General features: G+C 43.3%; 23 protein-coding genes and 1 pseudogene. 9 read left to right on the top strand and 15 right to left on the bottom strand.

Annotation, left to right across the window (positions count from 1 at the left end):
- Positions 1-184: 184 nt before the first annotated feature.
- Positions 185-568: an HsmA family protein gene (locus FD12_RS10590; RefSeq protein ID WP_054747715.1), complete on the top strand. Its 384-nt coding sequence runs from the start codon at positions 185-187 to the stop codon at positions 566-568.
- A 32-nt stretch (positions 569-600) separates the two neighbouring features.
- Positions 601-2076 carry an MFS transporter gene (locus FD12_RS10585; protein WP_056983074.1) on the top strand — a complete coding sequence of 492 codons (1476 nt, stop codon included), beginning with the start codon at positions 601-603 and terminating at the stop codon, positions 2074-2076.
- Between the two features lie 177 nt (positions 2077-2253).
- Here the strand turns inward: FD12_RS10585 and FD12_RS10580 are convergent, their stop codons facing one another.
- Positions 2254-2880 (bottom strand): DapH/DapD/GlmU-related protein, encoded by a 627-nt coding sequence (locus tag FD12_RS10580; protein WP_054747717.1) that lies wholly within the window; start codon positions 2878-2880, stop codon positions 2254-2256.
- A gap of 84 nt (positions 2881-2964) precedes the next feature.
- Here FD12_RS10580 and FD12_RS10575 point away from each other — a divergent pair, with 84 nt between their 5' ends.
- The 3 genes and pseudogenes from FD12_RS10575 to aldA all read left to right on the top strand — a co-directional run bounded on the left by FD12_RS10575 (position 2965) and on the right by aldA (position 7645).
- Positions 2965-4143, top strand: a complete 1179-nt coding sequence (locus FD12_RS10575) for an NAD(P)-dependent oxidoreductase (RefSeq protein ID WP_056983072.1) — start codon at positions 2965-2967, stop codon at positions 4141-4143.
- Between the two features lie 272 nt (positions 4144-4415).
- Positions 4416-5537: an NAD(P)-dependent alcohol dehydrogenase gene (locus FD12_RS10570; RefSeq protein ID WP_056983070.1), complete on the top strand. Its 1122-nt coding sequence runs from the start codon at positions 4416-4418 to the stop codon at positions 5535-5537.
- A gap of 633 nt (positions 5538-6170) precedes the next feature.
- A pseudogene (gene aldA, locus FD12_RS10565) lies at positions 6171-7645 on the top strand (aldehyde dehydrogenase).
- Positions 7646-7914: 269 nt separating this feature from the next.
- Here aldA and yaaA read toward each other — a convergent pair.
- The 8 genes from yaaA to FD12_RS10525 form a co-directional block, all read right to left on the bottom strand.
- Complete coding sequence (yaaA, locus tag FD12_RS10560) at positions 7915-8664, bottom strand: peroxide stress protein YaaA (protein WP_056983068.1); 750 nt, start codon at positions 8662-8664, stop codon at positions 7915-7917.
- Between the two features lie 45 nt (positions 8665-8709).
- Positions 8710-9429, bottom strand: a complete 720-nt coding sequence (locus FD12_RS10555; protein ID WP_054747718.1) for a sulfite exporter TauE/SafE family protein — start codon at positions 9427-9429, stop codon at positions 8710-8712.
- A gap of 48 nt (positions 9430-9477) precedes the next feature.
- Entirely contained in the window at positions 9478-10893 is a 1416-nt protein-coding gene (locus FD12_RS10550) for a DHA2 family efflux MFS transporter permease subunit (protein ID WP_054747720.1), read from the bottom strand.
- A gap of 175 nt (positions 10894-11068) precedes the next feature.
- On the bottom strand, positions 11069-11518 hold the full coding sequence (locus tag FD12_RS10545) for a hypothetical protein (RefSeq protein WP_056983066.1): 450 nt from the start codon (positions 11516-11518) through the stop codon (positions 11069-11071).
- Positions 11519-11540: 22 nt separating this feature from the next.
- A complete protein-coding gene (locus tag FD12_RS10540; RefSeq protein ID WP_056983064.1) occupies positions 11541-11852 on the bottom strand; it encodes a hypothetical protein in 312 nt (103 codons plus the stop codon).
- Positions 11849-12214, bottom strand: coding sequence for a hypothetical protein (locus tag FD12_RS10535; RefSeq protein ID WP_056983062.1), 366 nt, complete (start codon positions 12212-12214; stop codon positions 11849-11851). The genes FD12_RS10540 and FD12_RS10535 overlap by 4 nt, the downstream gene beginning before the upstream one ends.
- Positions 12215-12764: 550 nt before the next feature.
- Positions 12765-13904 carry an NADH-dependent flavin oxidoreductase gene (locus FD12_RS10530; protein ID WP_054746485.1) on the bottom strand — a complete coding sequence of 380 codons (1140 nt, stop codon included), beginning with the start codon at positions 13902-13904 and terminating at the stop codon, positions 12765-12767.
- Positions 13905-14247: 343 nt separating this feature from the next.
- Positions 14248-15696, bottom strand: a complete 1449-nt coding sequence (locus FD12_RS10525) for a C69 family dipeptidase (protein ID WP_056983059.1) — start codon at positions 15694-15696, stop codon at positions 14248-14250.
- Between the two features lie 204 nt (positions 15697-15900).
- Between FD12_RS10525 and FD12_RS10520 the strand changes: the two genes are divergently transcribed.
- Positions 15901-16680, top strand: a complete 780-nt coding sequence (locus tag FD12_RS10520) for a sulfite exporter TauE/SafE family protein (protein ID WP_054746486.1) — start codon at positions 15901-15903, stop codon at positions 16678-16680.
- Between the two features lie 78 nt (positions 16681-16758).
- On the opposite strand, the gene FD12_RS10515 is transcribed toward FD12_RS10520, so the two are convergent.
- The 6 genes from FD12_RS10515 to FD12_RS13920 form a co-directional block, all read right to left on the bottom strand.
- Positions 16759-18024 carry a TMEM175 family protein gene (locus tag FD12_RS10515; protein ID WP_056983056.1) on the bottom strand — a complete coding sequence of 422 codons (1266 nt, stop codon included), beginning with the start codon at positions 18022-18024 and terminating at the stop codon, positions 16759-16761.
- A 34-nt stretch (positions 18025-18058) separates the two neighbouring features.
- Positions 18059-18466 (bottom strand): hypothetical protein, encoded by a 408-nt coding sequence (locus tag FD12_RS10510; RefSeq protein WP_054746487.1) that lies wholly within the window; start codon positions 18464-18466, stop codon positions 18059-18061.
- Between the two features lie 92 nt (positions 18467-18558).
- Positions 18559-18747: a hypothetical protein gene (locus tag FD12_RS10505; RefSeq protein WP_054746488.1), complete on the bottom strand. Its 189-nt coding sequence runs from the start codon at positions 18745-18747 to the stop codon at positions 18559-18561.
- A gap of 100 nt (positions 18748-18847) precedes the next feature.
- Positions 18848-20356, bottom strand: a complete 1509-nt coding sequence (gene ppcA, locus FD12_RS10500; RefSeq protein ID WP_056983054.1) for a phosphoenolpyruvate carboxylase — start codon at positions 20354-20356, stop codon at positions 18848-18850.
- Positions 20357-20875: 519 nt separating this feature from the next.
- Positions 20876-21451: a cob(I)yrinic acid a,c-diamide adenosyltransferase gene (locus tag FD12_RS10495; RefSeq protein WP_186825929.1), complete on the bottom strand. Its 576-nt coding sequence runs from the start codon at positions 21449-21451 to the stop codon at positions 20876-20878.
- 153 nt (positions 21452-21604) lie between these two features.
- Positions 21605-21748, bottom strand: coding sequence for a hypothetical protein (locus FD12_RS13920; RefSeq protein WP_156404078.1), 144 nt, complete (start codon positions 21746-21748; stop codon positions 21605-21607).
- Between the two features lie 159 nt (positions 21749-21907).
- On the opposite strand from FD12_RS13920, the gene cobD reads away from it, so the two are divergent.
- The 3 genes from cobD to cbiB are packed head-to-tail and all read left to right on the top strand — an operon-like array spanning position 21908 to position 25352.
- Positions 21908-22993, top strand: coding sequence for a threonine-phosphate decarboxylase CobD (cobD, locus tag FD12_RS10490; RefSeq protein WP_056983052.1), 1086 nt, complete (start codon positions 21908-21910; stop codon positions 22991-22993).
- 15 nt (positions 22994-23008) lie between these two features.
- Positions 23009-24379, top strand: a complete 1371-nt coding sequence (locus tag FD12_RS10485; protein ID WP_056983050.1) for a cobyrinic acid a,c-diamide synthase CobB — start codon at positions 23009-23011, stop codon at positions 24377-24379.
- Positions 24366-25352 (top strand): adenosylcobinamide-phosphate synthase CbiB, encoded by a 987-nt coding sequence (gene cbiB, locus FD12_RS10480; protein ID WP_056983048.1) that lies wholly within the window; start codon positions 24366-24368, stop codon positions 25350-25352. Before FD12_RS10485 ends, cbiB begins: the two co-directional genes overlap by 14 nt.
- Positions 25353-25361 lie beyond the last annotated feature (9 nt).

The raw sequence follows: 25361 nt of genomic DNA, 5'->3' as shown, positions 1-25361 counted from the left end.
TAGAATTCTAACAAGAAAAATGTTTTTACTGAAAGATTGCCGGCGTTTTCCAGTTAAATTAACAATAAAAATGACAAAATTAGTGACACCGTGTCATTTGTGTGCTAAGATAAGTTCATCAATAAAAGTGACACGATGTCACTTAACGATTTAACAACTATAAACGACGGAGGCACAAAATATTATGGACATTAAATTAATTTCGGCAATCATTATCATTAGCTTGGCACTTGTGTTTTACACAATCGGCGTCTTTTCTGAACGAAAGGCCGGGGTTCTAAAATTAAAACATTTAATCTATTTCGGATTAGGATTGCTCTTTGACACAACCGGGACCACGATCATGTCCTCGATTGCCAATGCGACGGCAACCACGACGCCACAACTTCACTTGGTGACGGGGATTGCGGCCATTGTGTTAATGGCTTTTCACTTTGTCTGGGCAGGCTATGTTCTGTTTATGGGGCGGTCCAAATCAAAAGTCAACTTTCATAAGTTCAGCTTAATGGTTTGGATTTTCTGGTTAGTTCCATATCTAGCTGGCTTGGTTATCGGTATGAGCAACTAACGCGTTTGTGAGTGATAGGAGAGGAGAATTTAATGACTAAAAAACAACCAGCCACGTTGGCATTGATCACCTTAATTGTCGGTGTCTTCATGTCCGCATTAGATAACGGGATTATTGCCAGCGCCTTGACCAGTATTAATTACTCGTTTCATGTCAGTGAAGTTCAGGGAACTTGGGGCATCACCCTTTATACACTGGGGATGGCAATTTCGACACCAATTGTCGGCAAATTAGCGGATAAATATGGGCGCAAGAAATTATTCTTAATAGAAATTGCGATTTTTGCCCTTGGTTCTCTCATGGTTGCCATGAGTTCATCGTTTATCTTATTTTTGGCAGCCCGGATATTTCAATCAATTGGCGGAGGTGGCATCTTCATCATCGCCTCAAGCCATATTTTATCGGCTTACCCAAAATCGGCCCAGGGAGGCTTGTTGGGGATCCTAGGTGCCGTGAACGGAATTGCGTCGGTGGTTGGCCCCAATCTTGGGAGCCTAATTCTTAATTTAACTGGTCGGTGGAATTGGTTATTCCTGGTAAATTTGCCGATTGCACTCTTGGTTATTATCGGTGGCCTAACCACATTACCGGAAACCAAAGGCGCGGTTGATAAAAAAATAGACTTAAAGGGCCTAATTACGCTCAGCCTGGGAATTTTTGCCGTGATGTTTGTCATTAGCAATTTACAAACCGGCCAGCTATTGGCGAGTTTAATTAAGCCGCAAGTGTGGTTGGCTGGTCTGTTGGGAATCGGATTATTAGTGATGTTTTTCCAGTTTGAGAAACGGGTGTCAGCATCCGTTGACCCATTCTTGCCTTATCAGCTGCTAAAAAACAAAGGCTTTCTATTAACACTGTTAATGGGGCTTCTCTCTGGGGCGCTGATTGCTATCTTTATCTTCATCCCAAGCTTTGTGGAACAACGTTATGGCATTTCGGCGGACAATAGTGGCATTTGGATGAGTGGCATTGGGTTAGGATCGATTGTTGGAGCTGGGATTGGCGGTTCACTCGTCTCCCGCCTCGGAGCTGCCAAAACAACCATTATCTCCGGTGGCTTGTCAGCAATTGGATTTGGCCTGGTCGCCGTTGCCAGTCCCAACCCATTATGGTTTCTGGTGAGTTCAAGTATTGCCGGAATCGGTTTTGGCATGTTGATGGGAGCGCCACTTTCAGTGTTAATGGCGACGTTTGCCGGCGAAAAAGATAACGGGGTTGCTCTGGGAACATTGTCCGTGAGTCGTCAAATCGGCTTGACAATTGCGCCAACCATTTATGCGACGGTGGTCCAGATGGGTTTTAGCTCAATTAATATGAATGGTTCGATTGAATCTTATTACCGCAATTTGTTACAAACTCGTACCGAGGGCCATTCCAGCCTACTCACACAGTTTTATGCAGTTGCCCAACAGTCATATCAGAAAATGTTTGTAATTGCTGTGGTACTCTCGGCGATCATCTTTTTGGGTGGCTGGTTAGTGAACAAACCAAAGCGCGACGCCAACTGATAAAACCAGTAAATGTCCTTTTTTAGAGCCGGTGAGTTTGAAAGACACATGGTTGATCATCCTCTTGACCCTCGATGCAACAAAAAGAGATCCAGTTAGAAGCTGACGTTTATCAGTTTTCTAACTGGATCTCTCACGTTGTCTGGTTCAGTTTATAGAACTTACGAGCAGTCCGCGTTATCTTGGCAAGTGCTTATCAATAAATTCCTTAATGGGCAGCCTGAAGTCTAAGTAATACTTTTCGATATCTTCTCTTGACCAATCCCACCAAGCAATCTTTTGCAAATCAGCTTTGATTTCATCTGGGAAACGATCCTTGATGGGTTTGGCTGGGATGCCACCGACAATCGTATAGGGAGCAACGTCTTTTGTGACGACAGCCCCGGAACCGATAACGGCACCATTGCCAACCGTCACGCCAGCTTGGATAATCACGCCATGCCCAATCCAGACGTCATTGCCAATGGTGGTTCGAATCGTCTTTCGATGTTCGAGAAATTCGGTGTCGGGATGACCGAAGCCATACGCGCCGCCATTATAAAATGAAATGTGCTGGGCGGCTCGGTCGTAAGGGTGGTTGGTAGGTCCGATGCGGATCATTGCCGCCATACTAATGAACTTTTTCAAGTCACTATTCTGAATGAAACAATATTGACCTGTATAGGTATAGTCGCCAATGCTACTATTATCGATTAAATTGCTGGCGCCAATCTCCACCCATTCACCAAAAGTTGTGTTCTTAGTTTGGGTGTCTTTGCCGATTGTCGGCTTGTCTTTTGATAGTTTGACAAAATCAATATGCATAATCAGGACCTCTTTCTCAAGATGTTTTTCTATTTATCCATTATAATATGTTTAACAATAATAAAGTTAAAAGGAGCTCAAAAAATGTTCGAAGTTAAAACGATCGACCGATTTGATTTAACCGACTTTGCCGGGGATATTTTTAAGGAATCCAATACTGACACGCCAGACGCAATTTTAGTCAGAAGTTCTCACGTCAATAATGAATTGATTTCTAAGCGATTATTGGTGATTGCCCGCGCGGGGACCGGCGTTAATACGATTAACTTAAACGCCTGCACGGCCAATGGGACCGCTGTTTTCAATACCCCTGGGGTGAATGCCAATGCGGTTAAAGAATTAATTATTCAAAATTTGTTCCGTTGTGTGCGGCCGCTTGAGGGCGCCGTTGAGATGATGGAAAATTTGAAGGCCGCTGAAGGAGAAACTTTGCAGGAAGCCGCTGAAGCCAAACGGGGGGATTTTGTCGGCGAGGAGCTCTATGGTAAAACAATTGGCATTTTGGGGTTGGGAACGATTGGCCAACGACTCGCAGATTCTTGTTATCATATGGGAATGCAAGTGATTGGGTTTAATCGCAGCCGCAAAAATCTGCGTCACGTTCAGCAATTTGAAACGATTGATGAAGTTTTAAGCTTAGCTGATTTTGTAGTGGTCTTACTGCCGCTAACAGATGAAACCAAAGGGATGCTTTCAACCAAGAGCTTTGAAACCATGCGGGATAATGCCTACCTGCTCAACTTTGGCCGGGGTGATATTGTGGACAACGCTGCGGTGATTTCTGCCCTTGACCATAACGAAATTGCCGGCTATATTAGTGATTTTCCAAAGGCTGAATTGCAAGACCACCCAAACATCACGTTATTACCCCATCTGGGCGGCAATACGATTGAAGCATTGACTCATTCTGCCAACACCATTTTGCAAAACTTGCTCGACTTTTTGGAGTATGGCACCGTTCGCCGTTCCGTTAACTTTCCGCAAGTTGATTTGCCCTTTACCAGCCCACAGCGGCTAACATTCTTTTCGCATGCCCGTGAAAGTTTGTGGTCAGATGTTAATGACATTTTGAACAAATATGAAGTGCCAGTAAAAGAAATGATGGGAAATACCAGAGAAGGGTATGCTTACACAATTGTGAATACGGACTTAACATCATTATCTGATCAAATGGTGCAAAAAATGGTTGCCGAGCTTAGTGGAACCGAAGAAATGTTACGCGTTCGGACACTGAATAACCCGACTTGGGAAAATTGGAACTAGAATTGTTGGAATTTTTCACAAACCTTTAGTAAGTAAAAATAAGCAGGATAGCATTAAATTGTCTTCATTTGGTTGTTTTCCGTTAATCGTCACATCTTGGTTGATTTTAGTAAACTTTAGCTTATTAGGGTTGTAAGCGGTTGTAACAGATGGGCCGATTATGAAAAATGTAAAATAATTTTCAGGTTCACTTATTTTAGTTTTTGATAATTGGTTTTTATTTGCTTGTGATTGCTCATCGATTAACAAATAAATTTATTGGAGATGTGATTATGCGAATCAAAGCAGCTGTTGTTAATAAAAAAGGCGGAGATTTTGAAATCAAGGACGATGTTGAATTAGCAGACATGCAAGCTGACGATTTACAAGTCCATATGGTTGCCAGTGGAATCTGTCACTCTGACGAAGCATTGCGAAAAGGAACTGCAGAAATTGGCTACCCAATTATTTTAGGCCATGAAGGTTCTGGAATTGTTGAAAAGGTTGGCCCTGAGGTTAAGAACTTTAAGCCAGGTGACCACGTTGTCCTGTCCTTCTACGGGTGTGGCGACTGCATTAACTGTTTAAAGGGAATTCCAACTCAGTGTTTGAACTATGCCGCAAATAACTTGTCAGGGGTTCGTCCTGATGGGAGTGCTCACTTTACTGAAAATGGGCATGACGTTGCCGATATGTTTGATCAATCATCGTTTACCACGACAACCGTTGTCCGCGAACGAAATGCTGTGAAGGTTCCTAAGGACTTGGATCTTCGTCAACTTGGACCGCTTGGCTGTGGCTACGTAACTGGGAGTGGAACCGTCTTTAACACGTTGAAGCCGGAACCAGGTTCAACGATTGCTGTCTTTGGAACTGGGGCCGTTGGATTGGCTGCTATGATGGCTGGCCGAATTTCTGGTTGCACCAAAGTGATTGCCGTTGATATTGTGCCATCACGACTTGAGTTGGCTAAAGAACTAGGCGCCACTGATACGATCAACAGCAAGGATCAGGATGCGGTTAAAGCAATCCAAGATTTGACTGATGGTCACGGTGTTGACTACGCTGTCGATACAACGGGTGTGAAGAAAGTTATGGAGGATTCCATCCAGGCTTTGGCTCAAGGTGGAACGACTGCAACGATTGCCGTTACTGATCAACATATTGATCTTGATACTTGGAACGATCTTTGCACCAGTGATCGCAAAGTTGTCGGCGTTAACATGGGCGATTCAATTCCTCAAGTCGATGTTCCTCGTTTGATCAAGTTCTACCAATTAGGGATGTTTGACTTCGACAAGACCGAAAAGTTCTACAAATTTGAAGACATTAATCAAGCCAACGCTGATTCTGTCAGCGGCAAGACGATTAAACCAGTCCTTATTATTGATGATAGTTATGTGCCTGGCAAATAACATGAATGCCTAATGGCTCATTAAGATATTTGAAAGCCAGCAAAATAATCTAAGCTTAGATCTCGTTAACCAATTGATGACAGTCAGCAACTAATTCGATCTAAGCTTAGTTTTTTTGTTTCAATGACCGGAATCAATGATTTAAAGCTAAGTGCCCAGCCAACTAAACGGGGGTTACAAGTCATCCAGCCTTGATCGGCTTGTGAAATTAATTCGATTAAAGCTGGAAGATCGCTTAATTGCCAGTAAATTAGGCATGTGAAACAACGAGTTGCATTTAGTTGATTTAAAAAAAGATGGGCATATAATGATATTTGTAAACGGTTACAAATAGCTACTGATAATGACTTGATCAACATCATTTCCATTAATGATCCGTTCTGGTTTCTGATAATGGCTTGATTTTCTGAGTATTGGCCTGGAAGTTAACCACTTATCCAGGCTGTGGTGAGATGAATCGTCTTTGCTGGATTGATGATACGATCAGGCGTAAATCAGGCATATGTAAGGGGGGAGACATCGAAGCTATTTGTTGCCTTTAGCAAGTTGCTTGTTAGATTTGATAGTTGTTTTCAAATGTTGTGATGTTCGATGTATTGCAACTGGTAGGTCTTTGAAAGGAAGCAAAATATTATGGCACAAAATACTGTTTCTATGAAACATTATCAAATGTATATCAATGGCGAGTTTAAAGATTCTGAATCAGGCAACGAAATTAAAGTTCTCAACCCATCAACTGGTGAAGAAATTTCGACAGTTCCCGAAGCTACTCGTGAGGAAGCTCGCGAGGCCGTTAATGCCGCTTATGAAGCCGAGAAGACTTGGAAGAAAGTTCCGGCTGCCAAACGAGGCGAGTATTACACGCTGTCGCTGACGAAATTCGAAAGAATAAGGATCACTTTGCTGAAATGCTCCAAGAAGAGCAAGGAAAAATCAAGTCATTAGCAATGACTGAAATTCTATTTTCAGCTGATTACTTTGACTACATGGGCAGTGCTTCAAAAACGTATGAGGGTGAAATCCTCCAATCAGAAAATCCAAATGAAAATATTTTAATTGCCAAACAACCAATTGGGGTTGCGGTTGGAATTTTACCATGGAACTTCCCGTTCTTCTTAATTGCTCGTAAGATGGGGCCAGCGCTGGTAACTGGTAACACAATTGTGTTGAAGCCAAGTTCAGATACCCCTAACTTAGCACTTGAATTTGCTAAGACTGTCGAAAAAGTTGGCATTCCAAAGGGTGTCGTTAACATTATTTCTGGTCGAGGCTCGATTGTTGGTGACGAGCTGACGAAGAATGACAAGGTCGGCATTATCAGCTTAACTGGTGCTACTAGTTCAGGAATGCGAGTTATGAACGCAGCCGCAACTCATCTGGCTAAAGTATCCCTTGAATTGGGTGGTAAAGCACCTGGTATCATCTGTTCAGATGCAGATATTGATTTTGCGGTTCAATCAATCATTGACTCCCGAATTGATAACAACGGCCAAATCTGCAACAACTGTGAGCGACTCTACGTTCAAGAAGATGTTGCTGATGAAGTAATCGAGAAACTATCCAAGAAGATGTCCGAAGTCACTGTTGGTGATCCAATGGAACATGAAGACATTGGCATGGGTCCACTTATCAATCAAGCAGCCTTGGATAAAGTATCCGGATTGGTTGATCGAGCAGTTGAAGCTGGTGGCAAGATTACTGCCGGCGGCCACATCTTGAAGATCAAAGATGGCTTTTACTTCGAGCCAACGGTTATTACTAACGTTAAACAGGATTCAGAGATTGTTCAAAATGAAGTCTTCGGTCCAGTCTTACCAGTGTTGACTTTCAAGACATTGGATGATGCCATTGAAATGGCCAATGATACTAAGTATGGTCTGACTTCTTCAATCTTCACCCAAAACCTTGATACAGCAGCAAGAGCAGCTAATGAGCTTGAAGCCGGCGAAACTTACATCAACCGATTCAACTTTGAAGCTATGAATGGTTCTCATGCTGGCTGGAAACAATCAGGTATCGGTGGCGACGATGGTAAGCACGGTATTGACGAGTTCTTGAATACCCACACGATTTACCTCCAAGGCCATCCAGAGAATGCTAAAGGCTAGTTGGTGAATTAGAAAGATTGGGACAATCGGCGATTTGATCCCGGAATTTAAGTGAAAAAGGAATGCATTTTGGTTTTGGAATGCATTCCTTTTTTGCTTAAATGGCCGGGATCAGCCGTTTGGCACAGCTTTTATCTGAGGATCAGTGGTGATCCAAATGGTGGTGATCACTGATTGGAAATCGGCATGTGTCCCAACCTCGTCTCATTCTCTTTTTTTGCGTCATTATTCGATTGTACTCCGAAAAGCCAACAGTAATCCGTTTATTCTTAAGGCTTGGTTCTGATAAAAACGAATTTTGTCGCCGTCGAGTGGGCTAGACTGAACTGGTAATTTGGAGAATCGAAGTTTTTTAAGTCAGCTGGATTCTCCAGTTGATTTTCAGCCATGAAGCGAACCATCTCACCCCGAGCCATTTTAGCCAAGGTAGCCCGCGTTTTGAGTTGACCATTAACCTCATGAACAAAGGCAATATCGATGAACTGGTCGGTTGGTTGGAGATAGGAAGTAATTGCTTTTGAATATTCTTTTGAAGCCAGGTTAATAATCGGCTCCTTTTCTGCGTTAAGTGCTTGGTATAAGTCATTGCCCCAAAAGTCATAAAGGTTTTGAGCACCGTTTATCGACAACCTTGCCCCCATTTCCAAACGATACGGGGCAATGCCGTCAAATGGTTTCAAAATGCCATAGAATCCTGATAGTATTCGCAAGTTACGCTGTAAATAATCCAATGCTGGTGTTGTTAACAGGTCAGCCGCCAGGTATTGATATTGAATCCCGGAAAAGCTCAAAATAGCAGGGGTCAGGTGGTTTGTCAGATCAAGACTTTGAAGGTGATCGTAATTGGGTCGAGTTAATTTATCACTGGTATGCCATAGCTTTTTGGCCGCTTCATAATCCAATTGCTGCATGGCTGTTAATAGTTCTTGAGCCTTTTCAAGATAAACGGGTAATCCCTGGGTATCAAAGTCATCCTGGTTGACAATCATTTTTTTAGCCGGAGAAATGATGATTTTCATGACGATTGTTAAAATCCTTTCACTGTTTGACAGTTCGTGATCGCACTATTGAACAAGATAGAATAGCCCACTGATGCCAATTAGAACGAAGACACATTTTTGGATCATCTGGATATTCATATGAGCCGTGATGCGATTGGCAATTATGGTGCCAACTACGCCACCAACAATCCCAATTAAGATAAAGGGGATGTCATTGGTGCCCAAAATGCCGTCATAGAATCGGACGCTGGTGACGTACAATTGATCAATCAAAAAGAAGGTTTGAATACAGGCCAAGTATTCTTCCTTGGTGTCAGCAAGTGACAGAAAATAAAGTGCCATGAGCGGTCCACCAATCCCAAATAACCCATTAAAGAAGCCGGAAACCACCATAAAGATAATGGCAATATAAATGGGATAATGTTTGCGGCCACCGGATTTAATGAAGAGAAAATAAAGCGATAGGGCAACTAGTAAGCCACCCAGCATTGATTTGAGCAGGTGAACATCAATTGAATTGACTAATTTCAAGGCGACAAAGGCCACGCTGGCATAAACCAGGAATGGCCAAATGATTCGCTTGAAGTTCAAGCTATGCCGGTATCGCCACGCCAACATGATATTTGACACCGACATGATGAGTGAGGCAACCCCAGCACTTTGAGGGATCGGCAAAATCGTGGGTAAAAATACCATGAGAACAATTGCGGAACCAAAACCGGTCACCCCTTGGACGATGCCGGCAAGGACTGCGGGCAGTAATACGAAAAGCAAAGTGGTCATTTTCTCAATCTCCCTTGGACAATAGCTAGATTAGATAACGTGAAGCGTTTAAAGCTTTGATACGCTGGCTGGCGTTTTTAGCCGTGTGGTTGGGGTGGGTGAGTGCTTGGTATATAGCTTTCTGGAGACAACTAAGGCGATGATCAGAAACAGCAAGCACATTGTAAAGCCGGCTTGAATGCCGATTTGCTGGTGGTTGGGTTGGCTGACAAAGAAGTGGCTGCCAATATTAATGGTTGCGACAATAATCGCGGTTCCAAACGATGCTGCAATCTGTCGGAGGGTGTTGAAGGCAGCCACGCCATCAGAAATTAAGTTGTTCGGTAAATAGGATAACGCTTGGGTTTGAATCGGAATGAGAATAAGGACTAAGCCAAGTTGACGAATCGTTTGGCCCAGTGTCAGCATTGCTACTGAGGCGTTAACGTCAATGAAGGCCTGCATCATTGTTCCAAAGCAATCGATTAGAATGCCGGTGGTCACGATAATTCGAACCGGATAACGGTCAAATAACCGGCCGCTGATAGGCGACATGAACCCAGTTAATAACGCGCCGGGAAGTAACGCCAGACCGGAGATGATCGCACTTTTGCCCATGATGGTTTGGATTAATAATGGCAATAGAATCGTATTGCCATACATGGTGGACACAATGAGTGAATTAACCAGGGTGGCGGTTGTGAACTGGGCGTTTTTAAAAACAGCGAGATTAACAAAAGGATGATCTGACTGTCGCTGGGTGATTATGAACGTCGTGATTAAAACCACCCCAACTAAAAATGGCAGCCAAACCGTTGTTGAGGTAATCGCGAATTCGCCGACGTTTGAAAAACTCCATAATAATCCAAGTAAACCAAGGCTGATGGTGATAAGGCCAGTCACATTAAATTGCGGTTCTTGCTTAGTTGGAATCTTGGGTAATGAAATGAGTGCTAAACCTAGATCAAGAACAATAAATGGGAGCACTAAAATGAATAAATAGCGCCATGAAAAATAATCTAAGATCACGCCAGAAAGGGTGGGGCCAATGATTGGCGAAAAGTTAAATGCCAAGCCGACAATTCCCATGACGGCGCCTTGTTTACCTCGGCTGGCATAGCGAATCGCCAAAATATTAACCAGTGGCATCATCATTCCGGAGCCGACTGCTTGAATCATCCGCCCAATAATCAACGTGAAAAAGTTAGGCGCCAATGCACCAAAAATGGTACCAATGAGAAAAATTGTACTAAATGAAATGAATAACGAACGAAAGGTGAATTTCTTGGTGAGATAAGCACTAACTGGAATCATGATCGCATTGACCAGCATGTAGCCGTTACTAACCCACTGGACGGTGGACGAAGAAATATTAAATACCCGCATAAAGGTTGGCAGGGCAACGTTCATCAGTGTTGAGCAAAGGATTCCAAAGAAAGTGCCGAACACCATAATAAACAGTGCGCGTTTAATTTCTTTTGACATTAACAGGACTTCTAACTATGTATTTTTTGGTGAAGCAACTCTAAATAGTGTAAGGATTATGGATTGCTAAGTCAAACCCTATGGTCAATTCCTCATTCTCAGCAAAAAAAGCAGCCGAGATGAGGTTAAATTCTCAGCTACTTAAATAAATTGGGTCTGTGAGGGTAAATCGTGGTTAAGCTTTTTTAGCCACTCGATAAAAATACGGTGAAAACGGGGTTCCCTTAGCGATATTAAAGCCATCGTAATAAATTTTAACCTGTTTTCCACTCACTTTATTAAAGGTAAATCGCCCGGTATGTAATTCATTTAAGGCGTTCTTTCCCTTTATCGTGTAGGCGTGGTTATTGATTTTTCTCCATTTGGTATTCGTCAAATGCCAGCCGGCCGACTGGGTAAGGGATGCATCAATTCGGTTGTTCTTAACGTGAACCGATTCATGACTATATAACTTCTTCATGCCAAAATACTTACCAATATTGACCGTTTTATTACGCCAGTGGCCCTGAAGAGCAGTTGGTGTGCCGGGATGCCAAGTTGCTGCTTTAGCGTTTGTAGTTGTTGAGACGCTGCCAATTGCTAAGGGAACGGCGATTAGCAGGCTGAGGGTTAATGATTGATTCATTTTATCGCTTCCAAAATAAAGGCTATTTTTGATTATCAGGGGTTATTAATTGAATCACCATGCTGGGTTCACCGCCTGGAATTGCTCGATAGACGGCATAGTCACCAGGTTTTAGGTTATAATCCTGTAATTGACCATTGGCTTCCACCTTAAAGCCGGCAGCTTCGTAGTACTTATGACCATCAACAGGTTCATCCGTCAAGGTTACCTGAACGGAATCCAGGGGGGCAACGTCAAGTGAAGCCCGTCGCAATGCTAAATATTGGTTATTAATTGAATCGACGGTAACGGTAATTGAATTATCAGTACATGGGGCGGTAAACGTTTCTTTCAATATGCATGACTTCCTTTTTTGAATTCTGCGTGGCGAATATCGCTTACGTTTATTGTAACTGTTTTGTCAGTCTGAAAGTAAATTAAATGATCATTGGCACCAATAACAATACCATCAATATTATAAACACTTAAATAGGCTTCACCGTTTAGCTGAAGGGTGATTTCTCTGGAATTTTCCCAACTGAGTTGTAAAAAATGATCGATGACTTCTGGATCCTGTTGAGGTAGGCGAGTAGTGGGAACTTCGCTGATTTTTTTATCAGTCATGTCTTGAGTGTGATCACTTAGAAAGTAACCTAACCACTTCATCATACCGCGATCGTTATAAAGCCATTGGTCACGAGGAACGTTGCGAATCATAAGACCTCACCTCCATGTGTTCATTATACGAACATATGTTTGTGTGGTCAAGAAAAGAAGTGAGCGGATCCAAGCGGGAATAATCGGAATATAAGTCTCCTTCGGCGGAAATCCCGGTTTTGGGGATTTTTGCCGAAGGTGCTTATATGCAGATTATTGCTTGGAGGAGCTGTCCTAAAGAAATGAGCGGAGCAAAGCGGTTAAAAGTCGGAGCATAAGTCTCCGCCAACAGAAATCCCCGTTTTTGGGATTTTTGTTGGTGGTGCTTATGTGCAGACTTTTGCTTTGCGCAGCTGTCCTAAGTAAGTGAGCGGATCAAAGCGGTTAGAAACTGGAGCCTAAGTCTCCTTCTGCAGAAATCCCTGGTTTTGGGATTTTTGCGGAAGGTGCTTAGGTGGAAGTTTCTGCTTTGTGCAGCTGTCCTAAAGAAGTGAGCGGATCAAAGCGGGAATAATCGGAATATAAGTCTCCTTCTGCAGAAATTCCTGGTTTGGAATTTTTGCAGAAGGTGCTTATATGCAGATTATTGCTTGGAGGAGCTGTCCTAACATCACAATTTCAACTGCTCTTCATCCGTCGACAACGGGAATCCCTTTCTAAAGGCAGTCATCAAGAAATTAAGTAGTGGTGGGGTCACTTTTAATTCGTCAAGATCACGAAGCGAGAATGTGTAACGAATGGCGTTTTCATCATTTGCTTCAACCTTTTGCACCCACTTTGGTTCCCGAATTAATTCTCGACCCATCGCAGCAAACGCAACCCCAGTATCGACGAGTTTTTCGACTTGAGCAGGGGTGGCTAAGTGGCCAACAACCATCAATGGCAGATTATCGTCAAGAAGTGGCTGAATCTTTTCAAATATTGGTTGAGAGTCCGTCCGATCGACAATTGAAGTGGCAAACGCATCCGCTAGGGAAAGGTGAAGGTAGTCGATCGGCATTTGATTCAGCTTTCGAATTAGAGCCAGTGTGTCGGCTAAACGGATTCCGGGGGTTTCAATTTCTTCAGGAGAGATTCGATAACCTAAAATAAACGACGGCTTTGAACGTTTAATAACCGCCGCGCAAATCGAAACAACGGCTAATGGAAAATTCATTCGGTTTTCAAGGCTGCCACCCCACTTATCAGTCCGCCGATTGGAATGGGGACTGAAAAATTGTTGCAGTAGGTAGGTGTTGGCCCCGTGAAGTTCAACACCATCAAAGCCAGCGTCAATAGCGAGCTGAGTGGCGTGACCAAAGTCTTTGATCGTTTGTTCGATTTCAGCATTGCTAAGGGCACGTGGGGTTTCAGCTCCAGGCCGCAAGGGGGCAACGGCACTAGCAGAAATCGGCTGTTTGCCACGAAGAACTTTAGAGTTGCTCATTCGACCGGCACTAAAAATTTGTAAGATTGCTTTAGTCCCGTTAAGCTTCATGGCATTAGCTAGCCGCCGCAATCCTGGAAGCATTTTGCTGCTGGCAATACTGAGCTCACCTTCAAAGCCCTTGCCAAGTTCGTTGACGTTGGCACAGCCGGTGATCATCAGACCAACGCCGCCAGACCGAAGACGATAGTAGTCAATTTCGTCAGTTGTAATTGACCCGTCTTCGAAGCTGGATTGTTCGGTCATCGGCGACATTGCGACTCGGTTCTTGACGGTAACACCGTTTCGTAGTGTGTAAGGATTGAGAAAATGATAGGTTGCCATTGGAAAACCTCCATATAGTTTAAGTTATGATCTTATTCTAGCATAGTGAAGAATGCTTTGATGGGAAAGCGGATTCTTTTAACGCTAGTGATCAAAAAATTAAGGCATCAAATAATTGTTGAATCATTTAACTACAATCATTAGGTTGAAGCCAAGCGACCAAATGACGTCAACTCTTCGACGAAAAAATCCGCCATCATTCCAGCATGAGAAATGATGGCGGATTTTTTGATGTTGGGACGATAGGTCAAGCCAACGTCATTTTTAGCATGATGATCAATAGAAAATAGTCAGGCGATGGTCGATCAATTGTTGGCCAGTTTTTGCCAATAATGTGATCAAGTTACAGTTCGCCGCCCTTTTCAAATGTAGGCACCATTTTTTCAGCTCGTAATAATACAAGCTGGTGAAGGAGATCTTTCACATTTTCGGTAATTGCATTGGCAATTTTTGCGTTAACTTGATTGTGCCAATCCGATACCTGTGCTTTGTCGATTTGTTCAAACTCTGCATCTGCGGCAGCAACTGCGGCCCGGCCGTTGGCAAAACCAAATTTGCGGCTTTCAGATACGGCCGTCATTGCGTCAAGATCATGTTCGGCAAAGAATGGATCAGCCAACATTGCGACTAATTTATTTAACCAATAGAAACTCTCAGTTGTTGTGCGCAGTGGGGTGTTTTTGAAGTTTGCCGGTGTATCGGTGCAGTTGGCAAAGAATGGAACGGGCACATTGAATTCGTTAACGCCTTCAGCCAACCAGTGAATGGCGGCGTGCTCTGCCGGGAAGTCTGGCCGAATTTGTAAGATATGCATCTCTTGATTGCGGTTCATCCCAATTGGACGGTAACGCTTTCGGGTTTCTTCAGTTCCCGTTTTGCCATAGGGGTCAAAATCCGTCCCTTGATAATGGCTGCTCAAGATGAAAGCAATGTCTTCAACTGAAATCAAATGATCGGTCACTCTGGTAAATGGCATTGTCCGACTTTCGGGATCTTGATCAATTTCGGGGTTCAAATATTTTTGGCCGTACCAAACTCGTGGGGTGTTGTAATAATGGTCGGCTTGAGTATCTTCACCGAAGATGTCGCGGAAATTGAAGCCTTTACGTGCCTTGTTCAGATGATATTTTTCGGCAAATGCTTTCAAATCAGCGCTATACATAAAGTGATCAGCGTCGTTGAAGTCGATTTCTTGAATCCCCGTTTGGTTAGGAGCGAGCACGTAGGCGTCATCGGGGATACGTTGAGCTGCCCAATGATGACCGCCAACTGTTTCAAAGTACCAGACTTCATCCGAGTCGGAGAAGGCAATGCCGTTGCTTTCACAGGTACCAAATTTTGTAACCAAATCACCCAAGCGTTGAACCCCTTCACGGGCATGATGAATGTATGGCAAAACCACTGTCAACATGGCTTCTTCACCGATTCCATCTGGCACCAGGGGATCAAGTCCCAACATTGTGGTATTGGTAAATTCGGTTTCGGTCGAACTCATGGCAACGTTGGCCGTGTTAATACCAGATTCGCCCCAAAGGCCGTCACTTGTGTCGGCACAAGGCGTCTCAGTATAGCGAAGGGGATTGTCAGGTAATTTCAATCGAAATTTGTTAAAGGTTGAGATGTATTCACTTGGTTGATCGGCGGGATTAACGACGACAAATCGTTTAGCATTGATTCCGCCACCGGCATCTTCATTTCTGGCGATCATCGTGGAACCATCAACCGTGGCATTTTTGCCAGCTAAAAAAGCAGTACAACTTGAAAGATTTAAAGCAGTTTTCAACAAGTTCATTTCCTCTCTCAATAAAAGCGATTATCCGACAATTGAATCAGATATCGCTTTAAGTTATAGATAAATAATTGTTATGTCTCAAATTATACTGCAGTTTCTGGCCCATTTACAGGCAGGCTGAAGCGAAAAAATCCTTTCGAAGGGAAAAAGTAGTATATTAATAATAGATTGTTCAAAATTGGTTAATGGAGAAGGTGCCTACTCATGGTTTGGACGTTTATTTTTTTAATAATCGCGGGATTCGTCGCTGGTCTCTTGGCATCAGTCGCTGGATTGGCCTCGCTGGCATCTTATCCAGCCCTGCTGCTGGTTGGGTTGCCTCCAGTCATCGCCAACGTGACTAATACCACCGCCTTGGTCTTTTCTGGCATTGGGTCAATGGCTTCGTCAATGAAGGAACTCAGGGGAAATTGGAAGCGACTGGGAATTTACGTTGGCTTGTCACTGATCGGTAGCATCGTCGGGAGTTACTTGCTGCTGATTGCACCGGCATCATCGTTTGAGAAGGTTGTGCCATTTTTTATTTTATTTGCAGGAATTTTGCTCCTGATGTCGGGCCGCAAGAAAGATACCTCAACTCGGAAGATGAGAGAAGCGCACGCATCACCTGAGAAACACTTTTGGGTTGCACTCATCAGCTTAACCGGGATCGTTGTGGTTGGTGCCTACACCGGTTACTTTGGGGCCGCGGGTGGTGTCATCTTTCTGGCAATCCTATCGATTATCATGGATGAAAAATTCACGGTCATTAATGCGACGAAGAATGCCATCGCCTTTATTGGGAACTTGGTTGCAACCATTATCTTCATTTTTAAGTCCCACATATACTGGTTGTATGTGATTCCAATGGGGTTTGGCCTGTTGATTGGCGGCTACACCGGCCCGATTATTGTGCGCCACGCGAATATTCACCTACTCCGGGCACTGATTGCATTGGCGGCGTTTGGATTAGCGGGATACTTGTTTGTGACCGCTTATTTTTAGCTGATCGTTGAACTCAAATAAAAAGGATTGAAGCGTTGAGGGTTCTGGTCAGCGTTTCAATCCGCTATTTTTTTATAATTATTGATGCTCGTGATCATCAGAATCATATTGTTTAGCTTTCTGGGCCAACTTCTTTTGGCGGACCAGCGCCTTAGCATCCTTCCGGTCTGCCTTTCGTTTGGCTTTTTGTTGCCGTTCTTGAATCTTAATTTCTTGCTTAGCAGCTTCTTTTTTAGCATGAGCCTGGCGTTCAATATTCTTGGCGGCTAGTTTAGCGGCATCTTCCTCAGCTTCTTGATCCTGTTCGCGTTGCTTAGCTGCCAGCTCAGCGGCTTCTTTTTTGGCGTCCTGCTCGCGTTCCCGTTCTCGTTCAGCTTGTTTGGCAGCGGCCTTTTGAGCAGCTTGTTGCCGTTCCAATTCTTCCGCAGCTTGATCTCGAGCAGCCCGCTGAGTTTTAGTTTGTCGCTGAAATTCATCCCACTGGGCCCGGCGAAATTCTTTAATGGCCTCCGCATTGGGTGAATGAGCGTTAGTTGCTTGAACGCCACTTCCAGAGCCAATTGGCTGATCCAACCAATCGTGCCAACTGATTGGCTTAACAGTTTGTGGCAGTGGTGGCTTATTGGTACTCGGTTGATTTCCAGCAGGATCAACACTGGTTTGGGGCTTGCTGGCGTCCACCAAACGACTGAATTGTTTCATCCGGTCTCGGGGCAAGCGCAAGTATTGTTGCCGTTGATCGGTCGTCAGTTGGGCGACATCGTACATTTGCTGGCGATCACGACTACTTAACAGCATATAAATTAATGGGTAGGGTAAGTAGAACCACAAAACAATTTGGGGAAAGAAATAGGCCAGAATAATCAAAATGCCATTTAATAAGACGTAAATCAGATTATGTTGGCCAAAAATTTTCCGGTAGACCTGGCGCATTTTTGACGTGTCGGTATATTGAAAGTGAATGATTGATCTTGCAAGTAATCTGAAACAAGCCCCGGTAATTCCAACAAGCAGGCCATAAGCCATCACCGTGATATTGGTGGTGTTCTCAGCCATCATATTGGTTGCCGGGGGTGTCAGTGATAATGGGATCAGAAACAAAAAATCAACCAACATAATTCGATAGCTCATGTCGTCAATTTCATTAAATAGCGTGGCATGCTGATACCACATGTTGGCAACAAACGCGAAACTAATAATGTAGACGCCAATTTCTTTGCTCAACAAAAGGTAATCATTGAGATTGTCCCGTAATACTGGCGTTAGATCCAATACCATAATTGTTAAAATAATGGCGATGACGGCATCACTAAAGGCATCTAGCCGAGCTTTGAGTTTTTTCATTTTAAAGGCTTCCCGATTGGCGTTTATTGGTTAGCTAGAAAGTGAAGCTCTTCGGCAACACTAATGCTTGGCCATAAACCCAGTATTTTTGGACTTTTGGTTTGGTCTGAGATTTCTTCTTGGCAGCATATTTTGAAATTCGGTACCAATTGGATTGCAGCCCTTGATTAGCGTACATATCGACGACAACTTTGGTGCCTTTTTTAAGGCCGCTCTTTTTCCACGAGGTTGTTTGGATGTGCTGATAATTGCTGTTGACAACGTGGTTGGTGAGCTTGAATTGTTGATAATGACTGCCGATTTTAGCGATCAATTTAACCTTATGATAGGTGAGAGTACCAGTCATGGTCGCTGCATTGGCCGTGGTTGGGGTACTGATGGTGGTAAAGCCAGCAAGTGTGATGGCAGCAGTTGCCAATAATAACAAATTCCGATTTTGCATCACTTAAATCTCCATTTCTTTTTGATCTATGTTCATTATATAACTTTGTTGTTGAGGACGTCTGAAATGCGACTATCAGCAAGCGAAAAAGATTACGCATCCGGATCATTGGGGATTTGCACCGAAAAGCCGGCAAAAATTTGAGCAAGCTGTTTTTGATGGATGGCCCTGATGGATTTGTCGATTTCGTCCAAATGTTGCCCCATCAGTTCTTCAAAAACGTGAAGTCTTGGGGATGAATAGCCTAAGGGGACATAGTAAGTGATGCTCGTTTTTGCCATGATTTGAAGGCCGCCTTTCATAGTGCATTTGATAGAAAAACGGCCCATTAGAAATTCTAACAGGTCGTTTATGTTTAAAAATTTGAAAATTCTGAAATGATTAACCTAAGAACTTACGCAAAACAGCTTGCCGACTGATAAGGGTTGTCTTCGTTTCTTTATCCGAAATCTTAACCAGATCCGCAGCCAAATCGGCGTGCTTTTGTTGATCTTCATCTTGAGGACCAGCTTTGATATCGAAGAGTTTCTCAACCGCCTCAATATCTTCGTCAACCGCGTGCCATGCCGGATTCTTAGCTTGTAAGGCTTCCAAAGCATCCTTGCTGAAGTATTTAGCAACATGGGCATAGTCATGCTTGATGTTTGGATAATATTTCATCAGGGTATCTAATTCGTTGTCATCCAACTTATTCAAGATGCGACCAGTTCCAAGAAATTCTGGTGGAACACCGACGGAGTAAAGCGCACCGGTAAAGGTGATTGCCCGAGGCATCTTGTAACCATCGACATCTCTTGAGTAACCGATGATCCCAACGTGTTGGTGACGATCACGCCGCTTTGGGAAGGAGTCAAAGATTGGCTGTAAGTCATTGATCAATGGATCCAAAGTTTCGTGATATTCTCCGGCAGCTTTCTTGGCAATATCCAAAAGAATCTTCTGATCATCTTTGTCGATAATCTGGAACTTGCTTTGTTGCAAGCCATCACGTAATTTCATGATGGCTGGTTCAACAACATCCAGTGGATAATCGTAACGGAATGCGGATTGAATGGTAGCCGTCTTTAAGCCAGGGAATTCTTCCAAGTAACGGTCGATCATCATTGGTGACAATCCGCCACGGAAGATGGTGCTTCCCATTCCGGCGATTGGATAAATTGGTAATTTGGTTTCTTCTTCAAATTCAGCTAATCGAGTCAAGGCCAACTTGTTACCGATGATACTGTTCAAGAAACCGTTTGAAAGAGCAGAATCAGAACCGGCCAAGAAGACCCGCATATATTTGAGATCACGGCCAAAGTGTTGATGATACATTTCCAGATATTTCTTCAAAATTTCTGGGGCATGTAATTGTGATTCGAATCCTTCAAACAACGGAATCATTTGTAAGGTATCGGAATCTTTATGGCCAGTGTTGAATTCCTTGGTCTTGTAGTGGGAGAGACTGGCAAACTTGTCTTCCATATCAATCAATTGATCGGCAGATTGAGTCATTGGTAAGATTGCTTCAAATAAGGGCCGTTCTTTAAAGCCTAAGTCCAACGCAAAGTCTTCGGCCGAAAGAATTGTGGTCATGGCCTGCATCAAGCTGTAGCCTTTTTCTTCCCAAATATTTGGAAAACGGAAAGTGAGGAATTTATCCTTGCCAAGTGGGTGTTTCTTGAAGTACTCATAATGTTCTGAGTACAAACGGTCAATCACCGATGCATCGGCGTGCTTTCCTTCCCAATCCCACATGTACTCATCAGCATCTAGCACCGAGAAGTTTTGATAAGCTTCGTCAATTTCACGAAACGCTGAAACAAATGGGTTTTGATGATCCTTGAAGAATGGAACGCCCGCATTATCCGGATGTTGGGTTCCCATAATATTTGGAATTTTTCTGTCCATAAAGAATTGCCTCCTAATATATAGATATGTATTTAGAATGATTATACAGTAAAAAGGGTCGAACATGAAAATAAAATTAGAAATAACTGAATTTATACATAAACGGATAATTTATGAGCAAAAAGTTCATCTAATTAAATATTAATTAGATATTACCGCTAATGGCTCAATATTACCAGTCGCCAAACATGCTCATGTGAGCTCAAAAAGGGATTACAGCCCAGTTAATGAGGGAATTGACGCCCAAATAATTAATTGAAAATTTGAAAATGAAAACTAAAAATTGATCAAAATCAACTCAAAATAACAGTTATCACAACTTCATAGTACAAAAAAAGAGGCCACCTAGTCCAGAAAATGATTCTTTTTCTGAAACTAGATGGCCTTTTTGAAGGATAGATTGGAAACCGCGAAAATAGTCGTTGATCAAAGCGCCGATTCTTTCAACGTCAAAATCACGATCGACATTCTTGGTTATGGAAATTGATATTCTAACCTGCACTGGGTTACCCGATTTATTTAACGAAATATTTCCTTACTGTTTCGATAAGTTACTTCGTCATGCTTTTCTAAATAATTAGCATAGCGGGCAGCAGCAAAGAAATAATCTGACAGCCGATTGATGAATCCCATTACTTCATTATTAATAGCCGTTTGATTTTTGAGTGTGACAATTCGCCGCTCTGATCTTCGGGTGACGGTTCTGGCGACTTGGAGAGCTGCTGCAACTTTTGAGCCTCCCGGAAGGATGAACTTTTTAACTTTTGGAACGGTATTGGTGTAAGCGTCAATTTTTTCTTCAAGCCATTTAGTTGCCTCTGCGGCCGTTTCCGGATCAAATTTATATTCTCGGTGTGATTCTGAAGCGGGATTGGCCAGATCGTTGCCAACATCGAATAAAAGTTGTTGGATTTCTTCCAATTCATTTGCCAATGATGATGTCTGGGGGGTTAAAGTCGAAATGATATAGCCAACCCATGAATTGAGTTCGTCCGTGGTCCCATAAGCTTCCACCCGGGCATCATCCTTTTGAACAACCTGGTGGCCAATAATCTGTGTCCTACCCTTGTCGCCAGCTCTGGTGTAAATTTTCATCATTAATCAGTCCTTTTATAAGTTACCGCTATCATACCTTAAAAATGTGACTAACTGGTTGGCAGAAAGATTGATTGAATAAAAAAGTCATGTTTTTTGCGGAATAGGATAAAAAAGACGATTTTTAGTATCCCCTAGTCAGAAAATTGATAATTAATTGACTTGTAAAATGTAATCGGTTTCTTTAGATTCTTTAAAGATGGCTTCACCGGGAATTTGATTATCATTATTTTGCGCATCTTGGTTTCGAGTCACAGAGGTTTGGCTGCCATATTTAACACATTTTAGATGAATCATGGGAATTATTCCACAAAGCAGGATGGTTAGCTGAAACGCCTTGTGCGATAGGGGCTTGGTAGTGTATGTTTTGAACTGGAAACACATGAAAAGGATTTCACAAATTTATTATTTTGGGAAGTTTCTGTCTCAATACAAAGAAAAAATTGGAGTCGAACTATGAAAGTTATTCACGGTGGTAACAGAGAAAAAATCGCCGGCCAATTAGGACTATCAGCCGACGAAATGATTGATTTTAGTGCCAACATTAATCCGCTGGGGTTGTCCAAGTATTTGTTAGGAGTTCTCCAACAGTCACTTGACCAAGTCATTTATTATCCCAATCCTGAGTATCCAGATTTGAAGGGGGCCATTGCCACTCACTTCAACGTTTCAAGTCAGGATGTCATGGTAGGCAATGGTGCCGTTCAAATGATTTTTGATACTGCCAACGCTGTTCAAGCCAAGAAAGCACTGGTCTTAGCACCGACATTTGGTGAGTATGAACGATCATTTTCCAGGTCGGGGATGGCTGTCGCCCATTATTATCTGAAGCCTGCTGATCAATTTGAGCTGGACTCTAACGATCTGATCAATTACTTAAAAGGGCAGCCGGATATTGATTTAATCTGTCTTTGTAATCCCAACAATCCAACAGGGACGATTATTAAGCCGCTGGAAATGCAAAAAATTGTTGATTATTGTTCCCAGAATCACAAATGGTTGATTATTGACGAGGCATTCATGGATTTTGTAGATCATGATAAATGGAGCTTCGTGAGTCATTTAACCGAGCAATCCCCGGTCATCATCTTACGGTCGGCAACTAAGTTCTTTGCAATTCCGGGGTTGAGATTAGGGTTTGCGGTCACCAAAAACAAAGCACTCCAGGATGCTTGGAATCAACAAGCAGAACCATGGTCGGTCAATACCTTAGCAGATCAATTTGGTCAGCATATGTATCAGGATGGTCAGTACATTGAACAAACCTACGAATGGCTGACGTCCGAAAAACCGTTTTTACTGGCTGGCCTTAAAGCCCTTCCAAATATCCAGGTTTTCGACTCATTTGCTAACTACTATCTGATTAAGAGTGCAGTGCCTGATCTTCGAGAAAAATTGTGGCATCAGCGCATCATGATCCGATCGTGTGCAGATTATTACGGCCTCGGCGATGATTATTATCGAGTAGCAGTTCGGTCCCACCACGAAAACGCCCAATTACTCATGGCGCTCAAATCAGTTGTTGTGAATGCGCTCAATTAAAGGAAGTGAGGCAATGTGAAGAAGATATTGATCGCCGGCGTGACGAGTGGATCTGGTAAAACCAGTGTTGTGCTTGGATTGCTGGCTACATTGAGTAAACAATATCAGATTCAGCCATACAAGGTTGGCCCGGACTACGTCGATACGAAGTTTCATTCCAGAATCGTTGGCCGGGATTCCAGGAACCTTGATAATTTCTTGGTACCGGATGCCCAAACGTTGAACTACCTGTTTAACCGGGACACGGAAAAGATTGATATTGGTTTGGTTGAAGGCGTGATGGGATTATATGACGGCTTGGGGATTGATAAGGACAGCCATTCCACTGCCAGCATTGCAAAAATGCTTGATCTGCCAGTTGTTTTAGTCGTTGACGGCCACGCTGCCTCCACCTCGGTTGCAGCCATCGTGAAGGGCTTTCAGGTATTTGATGAAAAAGTCAACATTGCCGGCGTCATCATTAATAATTTGAAATCTGATCATCATTTTCAGCTCATCAAAGGGGCGGTTGAAAAATACGATAACATTCCTGTATTGGGATATTTGCCGCACTGTGATGAGATTAGGCTGCCTTCTCGGCAACTGGGATTGGTTCCGGATAATGAATTACCGCAGGTTGATAAGAAGATTGCCAAGCTGGGCGAATTGATTGCCGATCACGTTGATTTACCACGATTGGTTGGGTTGATGAAAGAAGATCATGAGCCAATTGTGGCGCCAACTGATTTTCATCCAGCTCACTTAAGACTTGGCGTGGGTTATGATGATGCGTTTAGTTTTTACTATGAAGACAATTTGAACCTATTGAATCGGGTTGGGGTTGAATTGAAATTTTTCAGCCCGTTACAAGATCATCAACTGCCCGACGTCGACGCACTGTACCTTGGCGGTGGGTATCCGGAGGAATTTGCTTCAGAATTAGCTGCCAACACACAAATGAAAGCAGCCATTAAACAATTTTCCGAAACAGGTGGCCCGATATATGCGGAGTGTGGCGGCTTAATGTATCTCGGTAAGCGATTGGTCGATCACGATCATTCATATGAAATGGTCGGCGTGTTCGACGGGGTGAGTGAAATGACTCCTCGACTGCGGCGGTTCGGCTATTGCTTCGCAGAACCGATTCAGGATACGATCCTCGCCAAAAAGGGCAGCCAAGTCCGCGGTCATGAATTCCATCATTCAACGTTTGCGCCTGGTGATCAACTCAAACCGGTCCTTCAAATGAAGAAAGTGATTGATGGCCAGGTCGTTTCTCAGTGGACAGGCGGGTATCAAGTTCGCAACACTTTTGCCAGTTATCTTCACATTCATTTCTATCAAGATCCAACGATTTTTAATCAGTTATTAACAAGTTTAGGGGCAATGGAAAATGCAAATAGTTAGTATGGTACTTTGCGGCTTTGTCCTTGATTCGATTTTAGGCGACCCGCCGACTTGGCCGCATCCGGTTAAATTAATGGGTAAACTGATTGCCTTTTTAACGAAGTTTCTCAATCAGCCAAGGTTTCCTCACACCTTGAGAAAATTCTTTGGGCTGGTCATTTGGCTGGTTGTCGTCGGCTTCTCGTTTTCGGCGGTTTTAATGATTTTCTGGGCAGTTTCATTGATGACCTTTATCCCAGCAAGTGCAGTGACGATCATTCAATTTATTATTGGTGCCTACTTATGCTATACCTGCCTGTCGATGAAAGGGCTGGCCGTTGAGAGTCATAAGATTATGAAGAGTTTGAGGAATCATAACCTCAAGCAAGCCCGTCATCAGGTGGGCATGATCGTTGGGCGGGATACTCAGAACCTATCCGCCGATCAAGTCTGCAAGGCGACTATTGAAACCATCGCTGAAAATACGAGTGATGGCGTGATTGCCCCGTTGTTCTATCTGTTACTGGGTGGCCCAGCGCTTGGAATTGCTTATAAAGCCGTCAATACATTGGATTCAATGATTGGGTACAAAAATGAAAAGTATGGCGATATTGGCATGGTCTCCGCAAGAATTGATGATGTGGTTGGGTTTATCCCAGCTCGGCTTACTTGGCTGTTTCTATTGGCCGCCTGCGCCCTATTAGGGTACGACAGCAAGCTTGCCTATTCAGTCGGGATTCACGACCGTAAAAATCATCGTAGCCCCAACAGTGGCTTTTCAGAGTCAGTGGTTGCCGGCGCACTGAAACTAAAATTAGGCGGCCCACACTATTATTTTGGCGAATTGGTCACGAAACCATATATTGGAACGCTGGTTCAAGATCCAGAAGAAGCGACAGTTGGCAAGATTGAAGAAACGATCCACATGTTATATGCGGCTGCCATTATCGGTTTACTCGCAATGGCGTCACTTTCCATCATTTTGTATGCATAGCAAAGGAGT

Origin of the sequence: Lentilactobacillus rapi DSM 19907 = JCM 15042 (assembly GCF_001436255.1) — a bacterium.
GTDB classification, from domain to species: domain Bacteria; phylum Bacillota; class Bacilli; order Lactobacillales; family Lactobacillaceae; genus Lentilactobacillus; species Lentilactobacillus rapi.
Note: the sequence above shows the minus strand (reverse complement) of the source record. Positions and strands in the feature narration are given on the sequence as shown.

Bases quoted from the DNA above. Each gene is read 5' to 3' on its own strand.
- FD12_RS10590 (WP_054747715.1), top strand. From the start codon at position 185: ATGGACATTAAATTAATTTCGGCAATCATTATCATTAGCTTGGCACTT.
- FD12_RS10585 (WP_056983074.1), top strand. From the start codon at position 601: ATGACTAAAAAACAACCAGCCACGTTGGCATTGATCACCTTAATTGTC.
- FD12_RS10580 (WP_054747717.1), bottom strand. From the start codon at position 2,880: ATGCATATTGATTTTGTCAAACTATCAAAAGACAAGCCGACAATCGGC.
- FD12_RS10575 (WP_056983072.1), top strand. From the start codon at position 2,965: ATGTTCGAAGTTAAAACGATCGACCGATTTGATTTAACCGACTTTGCC.
- FD12_RS10570 (WP_056983070.1), top strand. From the start codon at position 4,416: ATGCGAATCAAAGCAGCTGTTGTTAATAAAAAAGGCGGAGATTTTGAA.
- yaaA (WP_056983068.1), bottom strand. From the start codon at position 8,664: ATGAAAATCATCATTTCTCCGGCTAAAAAAATGATTGTCAACCAGGAT.
- FD12_RS10555 (WP_054747718.1), bottom strand. From the start codon at position 9,429: ATGACCACTTTGCTTTTCGTATTACTGCCCGCAGTCCTTGCCGGCATC.
- FD12_RS10550 (WP_054747720.1), bottom strand. From the start codon at position 10,893: ATGTCAAAAGAAATTAAACGCGCACTGTTTATTATGGTGTTCGGCACT.
- FD12_RS10545 (WP_056983066.1), bottom strand. From the start codon at position 11,518: ATGAATCAATCATTAACCCTCAGCCTGCTAATCGCCGTTCCCTTAGCA.
- FD12_RS10535 (WP_056983062.1), bottom strand. From the start codon at position 12,214: ATGATTCGCAACGTTCCTCGTGACCAATGGCTTTATAACGATCGCGGT.
- FD12_RS10530 (WP_054746485.1), bottom strand. From the start codon at position 13,904: ATGGCAACCTATCATTTTCTCAATCCTTACACACTACGAAACGGTGTT.
- FD12_RS10525 (WP_056983059.1), bottom strand. From the start codon at position 15,696: ATGAACTTGTTGAAAACTGCTTTAAATCTTTCAAGTTGTACTGCTTTT.
- FD12_RS10520 (WP_054746486.1), top strand. From the start codon at position 15,901: ATGGTTTGGACGTTTATTTTTTTAATAATCGCGGGATTCGTCGCTGGT.
- FD12_RS10515 (WP_056983056.1), bottom strand. From the start codon at position 18,024: ATGAAAAAACTCAAAGCTCGGCTAGATGCCTTTAGTGATGCCGTCATC.
- FD12_RS10510 (WP_054746487.1), bottom strand. From the start codon at position 18,466: ATGCAAAATCGGAATTTGTTATTATTGGCAACTGCTGCCATCACACTT.
- FD12_RS10505 (WP_054746488.1), bottom strand. From the start codon at position 18,747: ATGGCAAAAACGAGCATCACTTACTATGTCCCCTTAGGCTATTCATCC.
- ppcA (WP_056983054.1), bottom strand. From the start codon at position 20,356: ATGGACAGAAAAATTCCAAATATTATGGGAACCCAACATCCGGATAAT.
- FD12_RS10495 (WP_186825929.1), bottom strand. From the start codon at position 21,451: ATGAAAATTTACACCAGAGCTGGCGACAAGGGTAGGACACAGATTATT.
- FD12_RS13920 (WP_156404078.1), bottom strand. From the start codon at position 21,748: ATGATTCATCTAAAATGTGTTAAATATGGCAGCCAAACCTCTGTGACT.
- cobD (WP_056983052.1), top strand. From the start codon at position 21,908: ATGAAAGTTATTCACGGTGGTAACAGAGAAAAAATCGCCGGCCAATTA.
- cbiB (WP_056983048.1), top strand. From the start codon at position 24,366: ATGCAAATAGTTAGTATGGTACTTTGCGGCTTTGTCCTTGATTCGATT.